This is a genomic window from Aquabacterium fontiphilum, from assembly GCF_009909205.1.
GTDB classification, from domain to species: Bacteria; Pseudomonadota; Gammaproteobacteria; order Burkholderiales; family Burkholderiaceae_C; genus Aquabacterium; species Aquabacterium fontiphilum.
Genome location: NZ_JAAAPN010000003.1, coordinates 316,508 through 331,816, shown reverse-complemented (window position 1 = coordinate 331,816; position 15,309 = coordinate 316,508). Strand labels below are relative to the sequence as shown.

Annotated in this window: 16 protein-coding genes; 8 read left to right on the top strand and 8 right to left on the bottom strand. The window is 60.7% G+C overall.

The window, feature by feature from the left end:
* The first annotated feature begins 8 nt into the window (after positions 1–8).
* From GTZ97_RS05315 to GTZ97_RS05290, 6 genes are all read left to right on the top strand, one after another.
* Complete coding sequence (locus tag GTZ97_RS05315; protein ID WP_161649527.1) at positions 9–1,421, top strand: multicopper oxidase family protein; 1,413 nt, start codon at positions 9–11, stop codon at positions 1,419–1,421.
* A gap of 27 nt (positions 1,422–1,448) precedes the next feature.
* Positions 1,449–1,952, top strand: coding sequence for a cupredoxin domain-containing protein (locus tag GTZ97_RS05310; RefSeq protein WP_236651023.1), 504 nt, complete (start codon positions 1,449–1,451; stop codon positions 1,950–1,952).
* A 2-nt stretch (positions 1,953–1,954) separates the two neighbouring features.
* Positions 1,955–2,443, top strand: coding sequence for a DUF411 domain-containing protein (locus GTZ97_RS05305; protein WP_125244137.1), 489 nt, complete (start codon positions 1,955–1,957; stop codon positions 2,441–2,443).
* A gap of 8 nt (positions 2,444–2,451) precedes the next feature.
* Positions 2,452–2,793, top strand: coding sequence for a copper-binding protein (locus GTZ97_RS05300; protein ID WP_133611068.1), 342 nt, complete (start codon positions 2,452–2,454; stop codon positions 2,791–2,793).
* Positions 2,794–2,883: 90 nt separating this feature from the next.
* Entirely contained in the window at positions 2,884–3,846 is a 963-nt protein-coding gene (locus GTZ97_RS05295) for an IS5-like element ISBmu20 family transposase (protein WP_161649526.1), read from the top strand.
* Between the two features lie 217 nt (positions 3,847–4,063).
* Positions 4,064–4,318, top strand: a complete 255-nt coding sequence (locus GTZ97_RS05290) for a heavy-metal-associated domain-containing protein (protein WP_161649525.1) — start codon at positions 4,064–4,066, stop codon at positions 4,316–4,318.
* 14 nt (positions 4,319–4,332) lie between these two features.
* Here GTZ97_RS05290 and GTZ97_RS05285 read toward each other — a convergent pair whose 3' ends face one another.
* From GTZ97_RS05285 to GTZ97_RS05255, 7 genes are all read right to left on the bottom strand, one after another.
* Complete coding sequence (locus tag GTZ97_RS05285; RefSeq protein ID WP_161649524.1) at positions 4,333–7,494, bottom strand: efflux RND transporter permease subunit; 3,162 nt, start codon at positions 7,492–7,494, stop codon at positions 4,333–4,335.
* Entirely contained in the window at positions 7,491–9,161 is a 1,671-nt protein-coding gene (locus GTZ97_RS05280; RefSeq protein WP_161649523.1) for an efflux RND transporter periplasmic adaptor subunit, read from the bottom strand. Before GTZ97_RS05280 ends, GTZ97_RS05285 begins: the two co-directional genes overlap by 4 nt.
* A 13-nt stretch (positions 9,162–9,174) precedes the next feature.
* Positions 9,175–10,503, bottom strand: a complete 1,329-nt coding sequence (locus tag GTZ97_RS05275) for a TolC family protein (protein ID WP_236651022.1) — start codon at positions 10,501–10,503, stop codon at positions 9,175–9,177.
* Between the two features lie 182 nt (positions 10,504–10,685).
* Entirely contained in the window at positions 10,686–11,102 is a 417-nt protein-coding gene (locus tag GTZ97_RS05270) for a hypothetical protein (RefSeq protein ID WP_161649522.1), read from the bottom strand.
* A complete protein-coding gene (locus tag GTZ97_RS05265) occupies positions 11,099–11,530 on the bottom strand; it encodes a MerR family transcriptional regulator (RefSeq protein ID WP_161649521.1) in 432 nt (143 codons plus the stop codon). Before GTZ97_RS05265 ends, GTZ97_RS05270 begins: the two co-directional genes overlap by 4 nt.
* Positions 11,531–11,927: 397 nt before the next feature.
* Positions 11,928–12,818, bottom strand: coding sequence for a hypothetical protein (locus GTZ97_RS05260; protein ID WP_161649520.1), 891 nt, complete (start codon positions 12,816–12,818; stop codon positions 11,928–11,930).
* A gap of 352 nt (positions 12,819–13,170) precedes the next feature.
* Positions 13,171–13,680, bottom strand: a complete 510-nt coding sequence (locus tag GTZ97_RS05255) for a ferritin-like domain-containing protein (protein ID WP_161649519.1) — start codon at positions 13,678–13,680, stop codon at positions 13,171–13,173.
* A gap of 210 nt (positions 13,681–13,890) precedes the next feature.
* On the opposite strand from GTZ97_RS05255, the gene GTZ97_RS05250 reads away from it, so the two are divergent.
* Positions 13,891–14,100, top strand: a complete 210-nt coding sequence (locus GTZ97_RS05250) for a DUF3606 domain-containing protein (protein WP_161649518.1) — start codon at positions 13,891–13,893, stop codon at positions 14,098–14,100.
* 17 nt (positions 14,101–14,117) lie between these two features.
* Here the strand turns inward: GTZ97_RS05250 and GTZ97_RS05245 are convergent, their stop codons facing one another.
* Positions 14,118–14,297, bottom strand: coding sequence for a DUF6496 domain-containing protein (locus tag GTZ97_RS05245; RefSeq protein ID WP_161649517.1), 180 nt, complete (start codon positions 14,295–14,297; stop codon positions 14,118–14,120).
* A gap of 128 nt (positions 14,298–14,425) precedes the next feature.
* On the opposite strand from GTZ97_RS05245, the gene mtnP reads away from it, so the two are divergent.
* The gene (mtnP, locus tag GTZ97_RS05240) at positions 14,426–15,295 is read left to right on the top strand and encodes an S-methyl-5'-thioadenosine phosphorylase (RefSeq protein WP_161649516.1); all 870 of its coding nucleotides are present in this window, start codon (positions 14,426–14,428) and stop codon (positions 15,293–15,295) included.
* Positions 15,296–15,309 lie beyond the last annotated feature (14 nt).

Below are 15,309 nucleotides of genomic sequence, written 5' to 3'. Positions count from 1 at the left end.
GAACAAAGATGTCGTCAAGAAGAGATTTTTTCAGGATGGCTGGCATTGCTGGTGGCGCCGTGGCAGCCAGTGCCGTCAGTCGCGTGGCGATGGCCGCTTTGCCTGAGCCGGTGATTCAGACCAGTTCGGACACCATGGCTCCTCTCGTTCCTGAAACAGGGCGTTCTTACAACCCTGTGGTGACCTTGAATGGCTGGACTTTGCCTTGGCGGATGAACCAAGGCGTCAAGGAGTTCCATTTGGTTGCCGAGCCCGTGGTGAGAGAGATGGCGCCAGGCTTCAAGGCACACCTGTGGGGGTACAACGGGCAAAGCCCGGGGCCCACCATTGAGGTGGTTGAAGGCGACCGTGTTCGGCTTTATGTCACCAATCGGTTGCCTGAGCACACGAGCATCCATTGGCATGGACAGCGGCTGCCCAACGGCATGGACGGTGTGGCCGGTTTGAATCAGCCCGCCATTCCTGTGGGGAAGACCTACGTTTACGAGTTCGTGGCACGTCGTCCAGGAACGTTCATGTATCACCCCCATGCCGACGAAATGACACAGATGGCCATGGGCATGATGGGGTTTTGGGTCACGCACCCGAAGAACAAGCACCCGTTGATCGATGAGGTCAACAGAGACTTCTGCTTCTTGCTCAATGCTTTTGACATCGATCCGGGCAGTTACACCCCCAAGACGATGACCATGCTTGACTTCAATCTGTGGGCGTGGAACAGCCGCATCTTTCCCGGGGTCGACTCGCTCAACGTTCGACTCAACGACAAAGTGCGCATCCGGGTTGGCAATCTCACGATGACGAACCACCCCATCCATTTGCATGGACATGAATTCTTGGTGACAGGCACCGATGGTGGTCCGACGCCGAAGAGCACTCGCTGGTACGAGGTGACCACCGACGTTGCCGTTGGGCAAATGCGGCAGATCGAGTTTTTGGCCGATGAGGAGGGGGACTGGGCTTTTCACTGCCACAAGAGCCATCACACCATGAACGCCATGGGGCATGACGTTCCAAATCTGATTGGTGTGGATCACCGTGGCGTTGCCAAAAAGATCAAGGGCCTTTTGCCTGAGTACATGGTCATGGGCGAGCGTGGGATGGCCGACATGACCGAGATGGAAATGCCGATACCTGACAACACGGTACCCATGATGACTGGCGAAGGGCCTTTTGGCTCGGTCGAGATGGGCGGCATGTTCAGTGTCGTCAAGGTTCGCAAGAACCAAAAGCATGGCGACTACAAGGACCCTGGTTGGTTTAAGCATCCTGCAGGCACCGTGGCACATGAATATACCGGCCCCTTGAGTGAGCCTGCCAGATTCAAGTCTGAAGGTGGGCAATCTATGCCCCGGGCCAAGAAGCCTGACAAGGCTGTCGAGGTGCGAGCCCGCAAGCCGACGTCTCACAGCGATCACTGATTCTCAACCTCTTGATACGGATTTTTCATGATGAACAAACGTCGATTCGCCACCCACTTCATTGCTGCAACTTGCTTGACGCTGTCCGCTTCCGCATTTGCTGGGGGAGACCATGCGCATGACCATGGTGCAGGAACCCAGGCCGCTGAAGAAACCGCCATCGGCAAGCCTGGTCGGGCATCGAAAGTCACCAGAACGATCAAGGTTTCGATGAGCGACAAGATGCGATTTGAACCTGCATCGATTCAAGTCAAGCAGGGCGAAACAGTGCGCTTCGTCGTCAGAAACGCAGGCCAGATCAAGCACGAGATGAACCTGGGGACCGAAAAGGAACTTTTGGAGCATTTGGAGCTGATGAAGAAGTTCCCGAACATGGAGCACGACGAGCCCAACAAGGTGACCATTGCGCCTGGGCAGCAAGGTGAAATCGTCTGGCAGTTCACTAAAGCCGGGACAGTGAATTTCGCGTGCTTGATTCCTGGTCACTACGAGGCGGGCATGAAGGGCAAGGTCCAGGTTTCGAAGAAATGATCATGCGAGACCAATCTGTGTCTCCATTGCGCTCTAGGCGCAAAGTGCTGATGGCGGCCTTGTCATTGGCATGTACGCCGACGATTTGGGCGGCCTCAGAGACTGCGGAGCGAACACCAATCAAGGTGTGGAAAGATCCCAACTGCGGCTGTTGCAAGCTGTGGGTCTCGCACCTTGAGCACAATGGCTTCGTCGTCACCGTGGTGGATGAGGGCAACAAGGCCGCGCGTGCCACCCTTGGGATGCCGGAGCGGCAGGCATCCTGTCACACGGCTGTGGTGTCCGGCTATGTGATCGAGGGGCACGTCCCTGCGCGCGATATCCGCCGGTTGCTCAAAGACAGGCCACATGCCCTGGGTTTGGCTGTGCCTGGCATGCCTGTCGGATCTCCTGGGATGGATGGGCCTGACTTTGATGGTCACCGCGATCCATACCAAGTGCTGCTGATCCGCAAAGACGGATCGGTTCTGGTTTTTAACTCTTATTCATGAGGTCAACAATGAACGTCATTGCTAAATTTTTAGCCGTATCGGCTTGTGCCATCGGCATCGCTTCTCCACTTGCTTCATTCGCTCAAGCTGCCATGGACCATTCGAAGATGGAGTCCGCGCAGGCTCCCGCAATGACCGACGGCGAGATCAAGAAAATTGATCAGACCAACGGCAAAGTCACCATCAAGCATGGTGACATCAAGCACCTGGACATGCCAGGCATGACCATGGTGTTTACCGCCAAAGACAAGAGCATCTTGTCCAATCTCAAGCCTGGTGATCAGGTGAAATTCATGGTCCTCAGCGAGGGTGGGAAGATGATCGTGACGGAAATTAAAAATGCGCCTTGACGAAAGTGTTAAATCACGTTAGGGAAGGTCTGCATAAATCGCCCGGACACGTGCTTGGCGCCGGCCTGATTGCCTGAGACCATTGAGCCCATGAAGCAGAGCAGCCTTGGATTGGGAACATCGACGAAGCGCACGCGCCGCCGGGAGTTCCTCGACGAGATGGACCGGGTGGTGCCGTGGTCCGACCTGGTGGCGCAGATCGCGCCATTCATGCCCGAAGGCAAACGCGGCCGCCCGCCGTTCCCGGTGGAGTCGCTGCTGCGCATCCACTTCATGCAGCAGTGGTTCACGCTGAGCGACCCGGCCATGGAAGAAGCGCTGCACGACATGCCCCTGTTTCGCGACTTCGCCGGCCTCGGCGGCTGGGATGACCGACTGCCCGACGAGAGCACCATCTTGCGCTTCCGCCATGTGCTGGAGAAGCACAAGCTGGCCGAGCGGATCCTCGCAACGGTCAATCTGCTGCTGGGTGCCAAAGGCCTGATGCTGCGCAGTGGCACGGTGGTCGATGCCACGCTGATCTCGGCGCCGAGCTCGACCAAGAACGCCAGCGGTGAACGAGACCCGGAGATGCACCAAAGCAAGAAGGGCCAGCAGTGGTTCTTCGGCATGAAGGCGCACATTGGCGTGGACGCCGATTCCGGCCTGGTGCACACCGTGCGCGGCACATCGGGCAACGTCAACGATGTGGTCGAAGCCAACAGTTTGCTGCATGGGCAAGAGACGGATGTCTTCGCTGATGCTGGCTACCAAGGCGCACACAAACGGCCAGACGCAAAAGACGATGTGCAGTGGCATGTGGCCATGCGCCCGGGCTTGCGCAAGCTGCTGGACAAGGCTGATCCCATGGATGCTTTGACCGATCAGGTCGAGCGCATCAAGGCCAGCATCCGCGCAAAGGTGGAGCACCCGTTCCGCGTCATCAAGCGCCAGTTCGGTCATGTGAAGGTGCGCTACCGCGGCCTGGCCAAGAACACGGCGCAGTTGCACACGCTGTTTGCGCTGGCCAATTTGTGGATGGTGCGCAAGCGTTTGACGGGGAGCTTGGCATGAGTGCGTCCAGCGCATGGGAAATGGGCGCGAAACGTGCCCAAAACACCTGCCGGGAGAGCGTTCAACCGCCAATCTGGTCATGTCAGTGCACCCAACCACGGTCAGCGCTCATTTGTGCAGACCTTCCTTAACTGCGGGGTTATTGAAAACAGGTGCTTGACCTTCCTGCTGTAGGAAGCTTGAAAGTGAATCCACCCCAAACCAATCGGAGTTTCTGATGATCACTTTTGAAGTCAAGGACATGACTTGCGGCCATTGCGTCAGCACCATCACCAAGGCGGTGCGGGCCGTCGATAAAGAGGCCACCGTACGGATCGAGTTGCAGTCGCACCAAGTCCAGATCGAACCCACAGAGGCGGATGCAGATGAACTTCGCGACGCAATCAAGGAGGCTGGCTACACCCCTGTGGTGGTGACAAATGGGCCGCTCAAACCCGAGAAGGCCAGTCGAGGTGGCTGTTGTTGTGGGTGATGGCGTGACAGCCTTCAGGCATGTTTCATGTGAGGCGCTTGCGTGGCGCGCCTTGCCTTTTTGCTGCGGCGAATCAGCAGGTACGCAGCTGGAATCACGAACATCGACAGCAGTGGCGCCGTGATCATGCCCCCGACCATGGGTGCAGCAATGCGCTGCATGACCTCGGAGCCCGTGCCTGCACCCCACATGATCGGCAGCAAGCCCGCGAGGATCACTGCCACCGTCATGGCCTTGGGGCGCACGCGCAGCACGGCACCGTCACGGATGGCGTCCAGCAGGTCATCGACACTGACCTGGCCCTTGTCGATGCGCTCACCCCAAGCCTGCTTGAGGTAGAGCAGCATGATCACGCCGAACTCGGCGGACACGCCAGCCAATGCAATGAACCCGACTGCCCCGGCCACCGACAGGTTGTAACCCAACAGGTAGAGCAACCAGATGCCCCCCACCAGGGCAAAGGGCAGCGTGGCCATGATCAGCAAGGCTTCGTCAAACGCGCCGAATGTCAGGTACAGCAACACGAAGATGATCAGCAGCGTGAACGGCACCACCACCTTGAGCTTGGCCGTGGCCCGCTCCAGGAACTCGAACTGGCCTGACCAGGACACCGAGTAGCCAGGCGGCAGTTTGACCTTGGCCGCGACAGCCTTTTGCATGTCCTGCACCGCTGATCGCAGATCCCGCCCCCGGATGTCCACATACACCCAGCCTGACAGGCGGGCGTTCTCGCTGCGCAGCATGGGCGGGCCATCGGTCACGCGGATGTCGGCCACATCGGACAAGACCAGGCGCTGTCCACGCTCGTTCACGATGGGCAAGGTGCGCAGTTTTTCCAGCGAATCACGTGTTTCGCGTGGGTAGCGCAGGTTGATCGGAAAGCGCTGCAAGCCTTCCACCGTTTCGCCGATGTTCTCGCCGCCCACTGCCGAGCTGATGACCGACTGCACATCGGCGATGTTCATGCCAAAGCGCGCGGCGGCATCGCGGCGGATGTTGACGTCCACATACCGGCCACCTGTCAGGCGTTCGGCCAAGGCGCTGCTGACACCGGGCACATCCTTGAGCGCCCGCTCGATCTCACCCGTGAGTCGGTCGATGGTGGCCAGGTCGGTGCCCGCCACCTTGACGCCCACGGGGCTCTTGATGCCGGTGGCCAGCATGTCGATGCGGTTGCGGATGGGGGGCACCCAGATGTTGGCCAGGCCGGGCACTTTGACAATGCGGTCCAGCTCTTCAACCAGCCTGTCTTGCGTCATGCCCGGGCGCCATTGGTCTTTTGGTTTGAACTGGATGGTGGTCTCGAACATCTCCATGGGCGCCGGGTCGGTCGCGGTTTCGGCGCGGCCTGCCTTGCCATACACACTGGCCACTTCGGGCACAGTCTTGATCAAACGGTCGGTTTGCTGAAGCAGCTCGGCGGCCTTGCCTGCGGACAAGCCTGGCAGGGCCGTTGGCATGTAGAGCAGGTCGCCCTCGTCCAGCTTGGGCATGAACTCACCGCCAATGTGCTGCAAGGGCCACAAGCTGAGCAACAGCAACACGGTGGCCACCGCCAGCGTGCGCTTGGGGCCTTGCAAGACCGCATTGAGCAGCGGGCGGTAGATGGCAATCAGGAGTCGGTTGAGCGGGTTGCTCTGCTCGCTGGGGATGCGGCCACGGATCAGGTAGCCCATCAGCACGGGGATCAGCGTGACCGACAAGCCCGCTGCCGCCGCCATGGCGTAGGTTTTGGTGAAGGCCAGCGGCGAGAACAGCCGCCCCTCTTGCGCCTCCAGCGTGAACACCGGCACAAAGGACAGCGTGATGATCAACAGCGAGAAAAACAGCGCGGGCCCGACCTCGGCCGCCGAGTCGCCGATGACCTTCCAGCGCTCGGCACCTTCCAGCGTTTGATCGGGATGGGCCTGCTCCCAGTGTTCCAGGTGTTTGTGGGCGTTCTCGATCATCACCACGGCTGCGTCCACCATGGCGCCGATGGCAATGGCGATGCCACCCAGCGACATGATGTTGGCGTTCACGCCTTGGTGGTGCATGACGATGAAAGCTGCCAGGATGCCCAGGGGCAGCGAGATGATGGCCACCAGGGCCGAGCGCAGGTGAAACAGGAAGACAAAGCACACCACGGCCACCACGGCAAACTCTTCGAGCAGTTTGTGCGAGAGGTTCTCCACCGCACGCTCGATGAGGGTGGATCGGTCGTACACCGGCACGATCTCCACCCCCTTGGGCAAACTGGCTTGCAGGGTCTTGAGCTTGGCCTTCACCGCAGCAATCGTCTCCAACGCGTTCTTGCCTGAGCGCATCACGATCACGCCACCGGCGGCTTCCCCCTCACCGTCCAATTCACCAATGCCCCGGCGCATCTCGGGTCCCATTTGGATGCGGGCCACATCCCCCAGGCGCACTGATACGCCTGCGTCGGTGGTAACCAAGGGCACTTGTCGGAAATCGTCCAGCGATTGCAGGTAGCCAGAGGCGCGCACCATGTACTCGGCTTCGCCCAACTCCAGCACCGAACCGCCCGCCTCCTGGTTGGCCTTCTGGATGGCCTCGACCACCTGGGTGTGCGGGATGCCGTAGGTGGCCAGTTTGTCGGGGTCCAGCACCACTTGGTACTGGCGCACCATGCCGCCTACAGAGGCCACTTCCGCCACATTGGGCACGGTCTTGAGTTCGTACTTCAAGAACCAGTCCTGCAAGGCACGCAACTGACCCGCATCCTGTGTGCCTCCACGGTCCACCAGGGCGTATTGGTAAATCCAGCCCACACCCGTGGCGTCGGGCCCCAGCGACGCCTTGGCGCTGGCAGGCAAACGCGACTGAACCTGGTTCAGGTACTCCAGCACACGTGAGCGGGCCCAGTACAGATCGGTGCCGTCCTCGAACAGCACGTAGACATAAGAGTCGCCGAAGAAGGAGTACCCCCGCACCGTCTTGGCGCCAGGCACCGACAGCATGGTCGTGGTCAGCGGGTAGGTGACCTGGTTCTCCACAATGCGCGGCGCCTGGCCTGGGTAGGTCGTGCGGATGATGACTTGCACATCAGACAGGTCGGGCAAGGCGTCCAGCGGCGTTCTCGCAACCGAATACACCCCCCATGCACTGAGCATCAAGGTGGCCAGCAGCACCAGAAAGCGATTGGTGATGGACCAACGGATCAGGCGGGCGATCATGGCTTGCTCCCTTGCTTGGCCGGGCCATGGGTGTGATGGGGCACCTCGGGTGCAGGCTGGGGCTCGGGTGCCAGGTGCGACAGTCGGGTCAACTGCGGCATGCCGTCGGCATCCATGTAGAACTCAAAGCTCACCGGGTCACCCACCTCCAGATGGCGGGGCAGCCCGCCCTTGAGCGGCACCTTGAAATCCATCGTCATAGAGCCCCACTTGAGTGAGGCAATCGGCCCGTGCGACAAGGTGATGGCCTCGTCTGCCAGGGCTTCCACCTTGCCCTGACCTTCGTGTCTGGGCGCGGTGTTGTCCATGGTCGGTGCCGGTGCGCCATTGAGCCGCGCCTCAACACCCTTGAGGCTGGCTTCGGAATCGATCAGGAACTGCGATGACACCACCACACGCTGGCCCACATCCAGGCCGCGCTTGACCTCGGTTTGCCCATCACTCTCGATGCCTGCCTCGATCTCGACCGGGCGGAACCGCCCTTTGTCTTCGGCCAGCATCACCACGGTGCGCGTGCCCGTCTGGATGACGGCCTCTGTGGGGATCAACAAGGACTTGTCGGCACGCATGTCCATGAACTGCATGGTCACGCTCATGCCCGGCACCAGGCGCATGCCTGGGTTGTTCAATTGAACGCGGGCCTTGAGGGTGCGGGTGCCAGGGTTGACCTCTGGCACCAGAGCCTGAACAGTGCCTTCAAAGGTGGTGCCGGGTACAGCCGGGCTGCGCGCCTGAACCCTGGTGCCTGGGCGCAGTTGTGCGACCTGACTCTCCGGCACTTCGGCGTTGGCCCAAACCGTGGACACGCCGTTGATGCGCAACAAGGTGGCCCCTGGCATGACGGACATGCCTTCGCGCACCATCAACTCACTGAGCACGCCGTTGATGGGTGCCGCCAAAGTGATGCGCGGCTGGGTCTTGCCGGTTTGCTCGACGCGCTTGATCTGATCCTCGCTCATGCCGACCTGACGCATGCGCTGGCGAGCGCCATCGACCAAGCTGCCTAGGTCGTGGCCCTGCATGCGGCGAACAGACAAGAACTCTTCTTGTGCCGCCACCCAGTCCGGCACGTAGAGATCGGCCAGGGGGTGACCTTGTTTGACCGCATCCAATGTGGCGCGCACATGCAGCCTCTCGACAAACCCTGCCGCCCGCGCTTGCAGGACAACCTGGTCGCGTTCGTTGTAGGCGATGCTGCCCACGGCAGAAACTTGGGGTGACAGCACCCCCTCGGTGACCTCTGCGGTGCGCACGCCCAGGTTCTGCTGGATGCGTGGGCTCACAGTGACCTTGCCCTGGTCGCCATCGCTGTCTGCGTAGACGGGCACCAGCATCATGTCCATGAATGGCGACTTCGCGGGCTTGTCAAACTTGTTGCCCGGCACCATGGGGTCGTGGTAGTACAAGATCTTCTTGCCGGTGACTGGGTCCATGTCGCCAGCCTTGAGGCCATCGGCGATGTGGCGCCGGGTGGCGTCTTCACCCTCGGCCACGCTGTGCGGCAGGGCTTGGGTGGCGTTTGCTTCAGCGGCGGGCTGAGCGGGGTGCTGATCTGCGTCGGCGCTCATGCCCATGCCTCTTTGCATGCCCAACGCGTACAGGCCATACGAGGCGGCACTCAGTGCTGTGGCGGCAATCATGGCGATCACCAGATTTTTGAGTTTCATGTGAGGCTCCGTGTCAGCGGTCAAGAACGGGCATGGTCAAGTCGTGTTCCACCGGAATCAGGTAGTTGAGCTGCGCCCAGATGCGAGCTACTTCCATGTCGAGTCGAAGCCGGTCCATCTGGGTGTCCAAGGCCATGCGGCGAGCCTCCAGCACGGAGGCCAGCGTGCCGCTGCCGCCTCGGTAGGCGGTCAAAGCGGCCTGGGTTCGCTCGGCTGCCAGGGGGATCAAGACGCTGTCGTAGCGACGCAGTCGATCCCGGCTGCTCTGCCAAGTCTGGAGCATCGCCGTGACCTGGGAAAGGTGCTCCCGTGTGGCTTCTTCGCGCTGGGCGCGCATCTGCTCAACGGTGGCCAACTTGGCAGCCAGGTCGCGGTCTTGACGGCTCTTTTGATCCCATTGCAAGGGAACAGAGACATTGACAGAGGCCATCTTGGAATAGCCGGGCCCACGTTGACTGAGCATCAGCTCCACACCCCAGTCGGCTTGTTTGTTGGCTCGGGCCAGGTCTGCGTCGGCCTGGGCCATCTCTTCCTGCCGGATCAGGACGGTGATGTCAGGGTGCGCGGTCAGGGTGCTTTCCAGATCGTTCAGGTGCGAGGGAACATGGCGGGTGTCGGGCGCATCGCCCAGGGGCGTGTCGGCTGCACGACCTGTCCACCGGCGCAGCGCGGTCTGCGCTGTGCTCACTTCACGCATGGCCTGGTCGATGCGGTCATCCACCTGAGCAAGCGCTGCGCGGGCAGCGAGCACTTCAGTTTGCGATCCTCTGCCCCCTCGATAGGCGACCTCAGTCGCCTCCACTTGCAGGCGGATTTCATCGCGCTGGGCCTTGACCAGGGCCAGCATGCGTTCCTGGTAGTAGAGATCCAGCCAGGCCATGGCCGTGTCACGTTGCAATTGAGCCAGCGCCTGGGCCCGGCTGGCCTCGCTGGCCTGGGCTTCCCGCTCAAAGCGCATGGACCGTGCAAGGCGTTTGTCTTGACGGGTGAACTCCTGCATGAGGCCCACCGAGCGCATGGTCATGAAATCGCGGGTGACACTGAAGCGATCAGGTCCGCTGATGGGCAGGTTGTTGATGCCCAGTTTGAGGACGGGATCGGGCTGCTGTGCGGCCGAAACCACCATGTCGCGGGCAGCCGCCGTGGCGTGGTTCTGGGCCACCAGTTGTTGTGAGCGCGCCTGGGAAAGCCTGAGAGCCTGTTCAAACGTCAGGACATCCCCGGCATGGGCGTGGAAGGATGCGAGGCTGAGGGCCACCAGAACGGCGACACCTTGGAAGCACGTGCGAATGCGCATGAGCATGCTCATGCAGATGGGATGACCGAGATCGACCAGTTGCATGCTCCTGCGTGATAGGAGCGAAAAATGGGGAAACATGACACCTCCGAATGAAGCCCATGGCGTAGGCGTGCGCGGGACAGGGCAGGCAAGGCAGAACGCCACGCGCCTGCATTGGCCAGCAACCTGCGCGACCAGGCGCTGAAGCGGCCGTCAGGCCTTTCAGCGCCGCGTCACTCGGCGTGTCAAATTCGGAAGCAGCAGTGCAGTATGGACAGCGGTGGTGGCGCCGCATGAAGGCGGCTGTCCGCAGTCGGCGCCAGGCCATCCGGCCTTGTGGCGTCCACCGTCAGGGCGACGGTGTACAGCGCGATCAACAGCGCCGCAGGCACGGTAGGCACCTGGGTGTGATCGCTTTGTTGGGTGGGGTGGCAATGCTCGGCGCACAGGCCAGGGTTGGCTTGGTCCAGATGCTTGCCCAAGCCTTCGCCCATCTGCTCACAATCCACCATGGCGCCCATCGCTGTGATGGCGTCGGCGGGGGCATTGCCGGAGAAGACGTTGCTGGGGCAGGCGTAGGCCGCCACGCTCATCTGCGCGAACAGGATCACGCCGACCATCAGTCGGCAAATCCAATGCTTGAGCGCGCGGAGCATGGTCATGCGGCCACCAGCCCTGCGGGTCGAGGGGCGTGATCCACCAGGGCCGCGATGATGGGGCAGTGATCGCCCTTGGCCGACTTCTGGCAACAAGTGACCAAGCCTTCTAGGGCAACGGCCATGGCTTCCAGTTGTGTGGCTCGCTGACGGATGTCCAGCACACGTTGCTGGGTGATCTCCCGCACGCGAACCTGATCGGTCTCGGCGCTCAAAGACACCAGCGAGGCCACGTCATCGAGGGAGAAGCCCAACTCTTGTGCGCGCTTGATGAAACGCAGGCGCCGCACGTCACCCTCGTCGTACTGCCGAAAGCCATTGCCCTCACGGGCAGGCTCACGCAACAGCCCGCGCCGCTGGTAAAAGCGCACCGCTTCCACCCCGACCCCTGCGGTGTCGGCGAGCTTGCGAACGGTGAAGGCGTGGGTGGGCATGTGGAACGGCTTTACAGAAAGTCTGTACTTTGGAACAAAGTTTAATCTCAGTGCATGAAAGGCTGAGGTAGCGCGCCCGAGTCCTCTATGGCGAGATCCTGAAAGTCGAAAGCTAAACGCAACACTCAAACTCCTTGCGTCTTGAATCACAACAGGGATCCGCTCCATCGTTGCGAATCAAACGCAATACCAGCTGCTTGTTGAATTCACAACGGATATTCAGTCAATAGAATAGAACTTCATTCGAGCGGCCAATCACAACACAAAGCCCCAACTACCTGTTCTCGTGAACAAGTTAGATTGCTGGGGAGGCCAATCCGGTGCTCTGTGACACGGCGCGCGCACGTCGTTGAACGCGCGCCCACCACTTCATGCACTGATGCGCCGTGTCCTGCACTCAACTGCTAACCGCGCCAGACCGACCCGCGCGCCATACGACACCCATCACCAGTAATCCGGCGACCGTCAAGGCCACAGACTCGGTTTCCGGAACAGCCGTGATGCTGAATGACGTTGTCCCGGCGCTGTCGTACGGAAAGCCGCCAAAATGCAAGCTATAGCCACTCACGGCGGTGGAATAAAATTCATACTCTCCGGGCGCAAGAGTCAAAACCTTCCGAATACGAAGGATATGAACGTCTCCGTCGACGATGTACTCTGCGCCGGGCTGGCGCTCGTAATACCCGTCAGCATTCAAGGGCCAGTTAATTCCCCAAAGTGCTTCCCCGCGATAATCAACAATGCTTGCAGCGAGACCCGGGAAGCCGCTCATCTCACCGGTAACATACGCCTCAATCAGAACATTTTGTGGCGCCGAGATGTTGACGAATCCCGTGAATGATGCGGTTGCGCGAGCGAACGCTGTATCATTCCAGTCCGTATCCCTTTCCCATACGTAAGACAAGTCAGTGCGATGCCGCACCATTGCATTCGAAACCTCTGACTTGACTTTTGAATTCGCGCTGGTCGAAACCGAATTACCAGAAATCGACAACGCGCCACTCAGATTAATCTCGTTTGACCAATCACCAACGGGTCCCAAATTGAAATCATGATTGGACTGAAGCTGCCGCACACGCCTGCGTCTGGAATCTGATTCATCTTCGACATATTCTGGATAATTCCAGTACTCCCTTGACGCATTTGTCAGGTTTACTCGAACTTCGAGCGTGTGATCATTTGTCGTACGGTAGACATCGAACCCTGATGCGGAGACGCCAAAAGGCGCCATAATCAGAGCCGTCGTGAACGCAAGCCGATGAGGCTTGAAAGCATTGCGCAAAGTCATGAAACCCCCGTGCATAAAGAATGATTAAGGGGCATCCATGTACCGCATCTGCGCGACATCTCAGACCAGCACACGGACACCTGCGGGGAAATGTTGCGCAAGTCCGAGGTGATGTCAATAGCCTTTCCACGGACCGAGACCGCCATGCAGTGCGCGTGAAAAGTCAAAAATACTCGCGCTGAGACTTGATATTAAGTTGCATTTCTGATCAATCGTTTCCTCATAGGAGGAAAGGCAAATGCAACCTCATGGCAAAAACTCCCACCAACTTCAAGACTCCACCGCAAACGGCGATTGCGGAGGAGTCTCGCCGACCTTACCTGCGCAGGCAAGACGTCGGCGCTTAAAAGACTCAATGCTTCGCCTCCACATCCATCGCCAGCCGCTGCAGATATTGCGAGGTGATTGTTGGCAGCTCTGCTGCCATCCAGGCCGCCATGGCTTCTTCTTCCACCAAAATTTCACGGCAAACCCGCGCCGTCTCCACGTCGCCAACAGCCTCGGCCGCCGCAATCAGCGAGCGATAAGAGGCGATCTCGAAGTGCTCGAAGGTATAAGAAGCCATCGCGGCCTTTACCACTTCGTCGGCCACAAACAGCCCGCTGAGGCCTTGGCCCATGGCCATCATCTTGCCGGCGAGATCCTTGATGGTGGAGGTGTCGCCACCGCGGCGTTCGATGCAGGCACGAATCACATCGCGTTGGCGCTGCGTTTCCCGCAAGTGCGCCTCCAGCTTCTGCTTGAAGCTCGGGTAGTGCTCAATGCGCTCGGCCGTCGTGCTCAGCATTTGCTCCGCCTGCTCTTCCATGGCGTGCGCGTCGCGCAGCCAGGTCATCAACATCTCTTCGCGGTCGTTAGCCATTTCGGCTCCTTTCGGTGTGGGTTGGACAACGGGCGGCCGTTCGCGGCCGGCCCCAGCTACATCGAGACAGCAAGGGGTGTTCCCCGCCACGTGCGCTGTATGGGGCGCTCGCCCGCGCGAGCGCTTCACTGCCAACCGGGCATGCCGGTTGCCGCCAGCAGGCATCACCGGTATGCCCGGTCACCTACCACCCATCCAAGGAGTCCACGCATGATCTCGCCATCCAACGAATCGCCTGCCGCCCGCATCGATGTCGACAATCCCGCCGAACTTCAGCGTTGGTCAGACAAATTCGACGCCAGCCCGGAGCAGGTTCGTGAGGCTGTCAGGGCCGTCGGCAACCACCCCGAAGACGTCGAACTGCACCTCAAGGGCAGCCGCACCACCACCAACTCCGAGCGCGTGGCGCGCCAGGGCTGACCACCAGGCTCCATGGTTCAGTGTTTGGGGGGCGGCACCTTGCCGCCCGCCTTACGTGCTTTCGACAGGCCGATGGCGATGGCCTGCTTGCGGCTGGTCACGCGCTTGCCTTTGGCGCCGCTGCGCAGCTTGCCCTCCTTGAGCTCGTGAAGGGCTTCGCCGACTTCTTCTGATGCTTTCTTGCCGTACTTGGCCATGGTGCTTCCTTTCGTGCGAGGGTCTTCCCGCCTTCGCAACGGCACACGGTGTGCCCGCATCTTGCTTGCTGCGGGGCACAATGCGGCAGTCCGATGCGCAGCGTCGGTGATCAGAAGGACAGCCCCACATGCAACCCATTGCCATCGGCCTCATTGGCGGCAGCGGCCTTTATCAAATGGAAGGCCTGCAGGACATCTGTGAACACGCGATCGACACGCCTTACGGCCGGCCTTCGGACGTGCTGGTCAGCGGACGCCTGGATGGGGTTCCGGTCGTGTTTCTGGCGCGACATGGCCGCGGCCACCGTTATCTGCCCGGTGAAGTGCCCTACCGCGCCAACATCCACGCCTTGCGCCAGATGGGTGTGCGTTACCTGATCTCGATGTCGGCCGTGGGCTCGCTCAAGGCCGACATCGCGCCGCTCGACATGGTGCTGCCCGATCAGTTCATCGACCTCACCCGCAATCGGCAAAGCACTTTCTTTGGCGACGGCGCTGTGGCGCACGTGTCCATGGCTCAGCCTGTGTGCCCATTGGTGGCGGGCGCCCTGGCCCGCGCCGTGGCGTCGCACGCGCCCGGCGTCCAGCTGCACCAGGGTGGCACCTATGTGTGCATCGAAGGGCCGCAGTTCTCCAGCCTCGCCGAGTCTCATTGGTACCAGTCCATGGGAGCCAGCATCATCGGCATGACGAACATGCCCGAAGCCAAGCTTGCCCGTGAAGCGCAGATTGCCTACGCGACCCTGGCCATGGTGACGGACTACGACTGCTGGCATCCGCAAGAAGGCCCCGTCACCGCGGACCAGGCCATTGCCAATCTGCTGGCCAACGCCGCCCGCGGCCAGGCGGTGGCACGCGAAGCGGTTCGCCTGCTGGCGCAGGAGCGTCCCGACAGCCCCGCACACCACGCCTTGTCGCAGGCGCTCATCACCCCCTGGGAGGCCATGGCCGAGCCGGTGCGGGCGCGGTTGGGTGTGTTCCGCCATGACAGCTGCTGATCCACGGGAGCCCG

Coding starts and splice junctions, on each gene's coding strand:
- GTZ97_RS05275 (WP_236651022.1), bottom strand. CDS start 10,503: ATGCAACTGGTCGATCTCGGTCATCCCATCTGCATGAGCATGCTCATG.
- GTZ97_RS05315 (WP_161649527.1), top strand. CDS start 9: ATGTCGTCAAGAAGAGATTTTTTCAGGATGGCTGGCATTGCTGGTGGC.
- GTZ97_RS05270 (WP_161649522.1), bottom strand. CDS start 11,102: ATGACCATGCTCCGCGCGCTCAAGCATTGGATTTGCCGACTGATGGTC.
- GTZ97_RS05265 (WP_161649521.1), bottom strand. CDS start 11,530: ATGCCCACCCACGCCTTCACCGTTCGCAAGCTCGCCGACACCGCAGGG.
- GTZ97_RS05305 (WP_125244137.1), top strand. CDS start 1,955: ATGCGAGACCAATCTGTGTCTCCATTGCGCTCTAGGCGCAAAGTGCTG.
- GTZ97_RS05290 (WP_161649525.1), top strand. CDS start 4,064: ATGATCACTTTTGAAGTCAAGGACATGACTTGCGGCCATTGCGTCAGC.
- GTZ97_RS05245 (WP_161649517.1), bottom strand. CDS start 14,297: ATGGCCAAGTACGGCAAGAAAGCATCAGAAGAAGTCGGCGAAGCCCTT.
- GTZ97_RS05250 (WP_161649518.1), top strand. CDS start 13,891: ATGATCTCGCCATCCAACGAATCGCCTGCCGCCCGCATCGATGTCGAC.
- GTZ97_RS05300 (WP_133611068.1), top strand. CDS start 2,452: ATGAACGTCATTGCTAAATTTTTAGCCGTATCGGCTTGTGCCATCGGC.
- GTZ97_RS05255 (WP_161649519.1), bottom strand. CDS start 13,680: ATGGCTAACGACCGCGAAGAGATGTTGATGACCTGGCTGCGCGACGCG.
- GTZ97_RS05260 (WP_161649520.1), bottom strand. CDS start 12,818: ATGACTTTGCGCAATGCTTTCAAGCCTCATCGGCTTGCGTTCACGACG.
- GTZ97_RS05310 (WP_236651023.1), top strand. CDS start 1,449: ATGATGAACAAACGTCGATTCGCCACCCACTTCATTGCTGCAACTTGC.
- GTZ97_RS05285 (WP_161649524.1), bottom strand. CDS start 7,494: ATGATCGCCCGCCTGATCCGTTGGTCCATCACCAATCGCTTTCTGGTG.
- mtnP (WP_161649516.1), top strand. CDS start 14,426: ATGCAACCCATTGCCATCGGCCTCATTGGCGGCAGCGGCCTTTATCAA.
- GTZ97_RS05280 (WP_161649523.1), bottom strand. CDS start 9,161: ATGAAACTCAAAAATCTGGTGATCGCCATGATTGCCGCCACAGCACTG.
- GTZ97_RS05295 (WP_161649526.1), top strand. CDS start 2,884: ATGAAGCAGAGCAGCCTTGGATTGGGAACATCGACGAAGCGCACGCGC.